2 protein-coding genes and 2 pseudogenes are annotated in these 4,080 nt (G+C 69.9%); 2 read left to right on the top strand and 2 right to left on the bottom strand.

Annotation, left to right across the window (positions count from 1 at the left end; genetic code table 11):
* Nucleotides 1–96: 96 nt before the first annotated feature.
* Complete coding sequence (locus I5I_RS03795; protein WP_005049107.1) at nt 97–444, bottom strand: Rv2175c family DNA-binding protein; 348 nt, start codon at nt 442–444, stop codon at nt 97–99.
* A 166-nt stretch (nt 445–610) separates the two neighbouring features.
* Here I5I_RS03795 and I5I_RS03790 point away from each other — a divergent pair, with 166 nt between their 5' ends.
* Both I5I_RS03790 and pknB read left to right on the top strand, forming a co-directional pair.
* Nucleotides 611–1,633, top strand: a complete 1,023-nt coding sequence (locus I5I_RS03790) for a muramidase family protein (RefSeq protein WP_036316611.1) — start codon at nt 611–613, stop codon at nt 1,631–1,633.
* 90 nt (nt 1,634–1,723) lie between these two features.
* Nucleotides 1,724–3,650 (top strand): annotated as a pseudogene (gene pknB, locus I5I_RS03785) (Stk1 family PASTA domain-containing Ser/Thr kinase).
* 29 nt (nt 3,651–3,679) lie between these two features.
* Here pknB and I5I_RS03780 read toward each other — a convergent pair.
* Nucleotides 3,680–4,063: pseudogene (locus tag I5I_RS03780) on the bottom strand (3-deoxy-7-phosphoheptulonate synthase); the annotation flags it as partial.
* Nucleotides 4,064–4,080 lie beyond the last annotated feature (17 nt).

The raw sequence follows: 4,080 nt of genomic DNA, 5'->3' as shown, positions 1-4,080 counted from the left end.
GCAGAGTGCCGACTGTCGTCGTCGGCGCTGGACCAGCTGAGAGAACTCGCCGACGCATCCATCAGCCGTACGGCGTGAGGCGGGTCGTGCTCGGTGTCAGGCCAGCGTCTGCGCGACGCGGCGGACCTCGCTCTTGCGCCCCTGACGGAGGGCAGAGATGGGCGCCTGGCCGATGGAGTCCTCCTCGCTGAGCAGCCAATCGATGGCCTCGTCGTCGGTGAACCCGGCGTCCTGAAGCACGATGATCGTGCCGCGCAGCGACGACAGCGGATGCCCGTCGACGATGAAGATCTCCGGCACGGCGAACGCGCCGCCGCGACGTGAGCCGATCAGGTGCTTGTCGTCGAGCAGCCGGCGCACGCGACCGAGCGGTTCATCGAGAACCTCGACGAGGTCGGGAAGAGTGAGCCAGCGGGTGGACGCGGGGACGATGTCGTCGGTCACCCTTCCACTATCGCATCTCGGGGCCGCAGCGTTGACGAGATCGAGCCTGTCGAAGCGGAAGTCACTTCTGTCACAGAAGTCACTTCTTATAGCACCCGTTGACATGAATTTACTTCCATGACACGGTGTCGTCGGTAGGAAACGGGTGCGAACAAGGAGAAGACCGTTGTCACGACTCGACCACCGCCCGAGCGCGGCGCGCGCGGCCACCACCGGTGTGATCGGCACGATCGGCACATTGGCGTTGACCCTGAGCGTCGCGCCGGCCTCGGCGGCGACGGCCGATCCGCGTCCGGCGGCCCGCGATCAGACGCGCATCGGCGCGCCGACGCCCCTCACGACCGCCCGGCAGGCGGCCGCACCGGCTACCTACACCGTGGAGAGCGGCGACACGCTGTGGGATATCTCCCGACGGGTCGGAATCGAGCTGTCCGCACTGCGTGCGGCGAACGGGCTCGAGGCCACCACGGTGATCCATCCCGGGCAAGTGCTGGTTCTTCCCGACGGGATCGCCCCGGCCGCGGAGTCTTTGGCTCCGGTCGCGAGGGCCGATACGTCGACCGGCGCGACCGCGACCTACGGAGTGAACGCGGGTGACACCCTGTGGGCCATCGCCGACGCGCACGGCGTGAGCCTCGATGCCCTGTTGCAGGCCAACGGGCTGGGGCGGGATGCCATCATCTACCCCGGCCAGACCCTCGCGATCCCCGGGCCGGCCGCCGTGCTCCAGGCCACCCCCGCCGCGGTGGAAACACCCCTGCCCGCAACGGCGCCGGCCACCGATCTCGACGCGGAGCAGACCGCGAATGCGCGGACGATCATCCGGGTCGGGCGCGAACTGGGCGTCCCCGATCGCGGCATCGCGATCGCTCTGGCCACGGCGATGGTCGAGTCGTGGATCCGCAATCTGGACTGGGGTGACCGCGACTCGCTCGGGCTGTTCCAGCAACGCCCGAGCACCGGATGGGGCACTCCCGATCAGGTGCGCGACCCCGTGCGCTCGACCACCGCGTTCTTCGAAGGCGTCTCGGGCCCGGACGGCCTCATCACGCGCGGACTGTTGGACGTGCCCGGATGGGAGTCGATGGACTTCGGCGCCGCCGCCCAGTCCGTGCAGGTCTCGGCGTATCCGGAGCGCTATGGGCCGTGGGAGCAGACCGCCTACGCGTGGCTCGCGGCACTCGACTGAGAGCGAGGACGCCGTGGCATTGCCTGCGCACATGCCGTGAGGGGTGAGCCGCTCCCGGGCCCGAGCGCTCCGGCTCCCTAGAATCACAGGGTGAGCACGAGCCAGCAGACCGACCCGCTGATCGGCCGTCTGGTCGACGGGCGGTATCGCGTCCGCGCTCGCATTGCGCGTGGCGGGATGGCAACCGTCTACGTCGCGACCGATCTGCGCCTCGAGCGCCGCGTCGCCCTGAAGGTGATGCACAGCCATCTCTCCGATGACTCGGTCTTCCAGAGCCGCTTCATCCAGGAGGCGCGCGCGGCGGCGCGCCTTGCCGACCCCCACGTGGTCAACGTCTTCGACCAGGGCCAGGACGGCGAGATGGCGTACCTGGTGATGGAGTACCTCCCCGGCATCACCATGCGCGAGCTGTTGCGAGAGCAGAAGCGCCTCAGCATCCCTCAGACGATCACGATCATGGATGCCGTCCTGTCCGGCCTCGCGGCCGCGCACCGCGCGGGCATCGTCCACCGCGACGTGAAGCCCGAGAACGTCCTGCTCGCCGAGGACGGGCGGATCAAGATCGGCGACTTCGGCCTCGCGCGCGCGACCAGTGCGAACACGGCCACCGGACAGATGCTCCTGGGAACGATCGCGTACCTCGCGCCCGAGCTCGTCACCCGCGGAACCGCCGACGCCCGCAGTGACATCTACGCCCTGGGCATCATGCTCTACGAGATGCTCGTCGGCGAGCAGCCCCTACAAGGGCGAGCAGCCGATGCAGATCGCCTATCAGCACGCGACCGACTCCGTCCCGCGCCCGAGCGCGCGCAACCCCGGCGTCCCGGAGCAGTTCGACGAACTCGTCATGTGGGCGACCGAGCGCAATCCCGACGAACGTCCGGTCGACGCGCGCGCGATGCTCGACCGCCTGCGCGAGATCGAGAAGGAACTCGGCGTGTACCCTCACGTGGTCCGAACGCCGACCGCCGGCGTGGTCGCGGTCGATGACGGAGTCGACTCGGGCGAGCTCACCAAGGTGATGCCGGGGACCTTCACGGCCCCGACGGTCACCGAGACAGTGGACAACTCCACGCGACTGCGACTGCGCAGCCGCCGCCGAGCGCGACGCGGCGGATGGCTGGTCGTGCTCGTGCTGCTGCTCGCCGTGCTCGCGGGCGGCACGGGTTGGTGGTTCGGATCCGGACCCGGTTCGCAGGTCGGCGTTCCCGACGTGGCGGGGAGCACTCTGGACGCCGCGACGGCCACCCTCGCGGCCGAGGGGCTGACCGCAACGCCGGCGCAGGATCACAGCCGCGACGTGCCCGTCGATCTCGTCATCCGCACCGACCCCGGCGCCGGCTCCCGCGTCGACAAGAACAGCGCCGTGACCGTCGTGGTCTCGCTGGGCCCGGCATCCCACGACATCCCCGCCCTGGCGGGACAGAGCGTGGATGCGGCCACCGCCGCGCTCGGCACCTTCTACATCACCCCGTCGGGAGATCCGACTCAGATCTTCACCGATTCCGCCGCAGGCACCGTGGTGAGCGCATCGATCACCCCGCCCGGCGGCGGCGCCGCGGCGGACTGCTCGAAGGGCTGCACGGCGCTGGAGGGCTCGAGCGTCGCTTTCGAGACCTCTGCAGGGCCGGTGCCCGACGTCTCGGGCCAAACGGTCGATGCCGCCACGTCGGCGCTGAAGGCCGTGGGGCTGGGCGCGACGACGACGCAGGCCTACGACGACGAGGTCGCCGAGGGCCGTGTGATCCGGATCGCGGACAAGGACGGCGGCGCGCCGTTCCGACCGGGCGACACCGTCACCCTGGTCGTCTCGAAGGGACCGCAGCCGATCGCCGTCCCCGACGTCACCGGCAAGACGGTCGCGCAGGCCATGGACCAGCTGAAGCAGGCGGGATTCGAACCGGGCACCGCCCTCCCCGAGATCGTGTGGGGAATCTTCACCGTGTCGAGCACGAGCCCCGCCGCCGGCACCATGCAGCTCCCCGGAACCAAGATCACGGTCCGCTCCACCGGCTGAGCCGGACGCGCACGCCGCGCGGGCGCGGATCAGCGCTTCTCGAGCTCCTCGGCGACGAGGAAGGCGAGCTCGAGGCTCTGCATGTGGTTCAGGCGCGGGTCGCACAGGCTCTCGTAGCGCGTCGCGAGGGTGGCCTCGTCGATGTGCTCCGACCCGCCGAGGCACTCGGTGACGTCGTCACCCGTGAGCTCGACGTGGATGCCGCCCGGGAACGTTCCGACCGCACGGTGTGCCTCGAAGAAGCCGCGCACCTCGTCGACGACATCGTCGAAGCGACGCGTCTTGTAGCCGGTCGGGGTCGTGATGCCGTTGCCGTGCATGGGGTCGGTGACCCACAGCGGTGTCGCACCGGAATCGCGGACGGCCTCGAGCAGCGGCGGAAGGGCATCGCGGATCTTGCCGGCACCCATGCGCGGATGAAGTCAGCCGC

Source organism: Microbacterium sp. B24 (assembly GCF_000333415.1).
Classification (GTDB): domain Bacteria; phylum Actinomycetota; class Actinomycetes; order Actinomycetales; family Microbacteriaceae; genus Microbacterium.
Note: the sequence above shows the minus strand (reverse complement) of the source record. Positions and strands in the feature narration are given on the sequence as shown.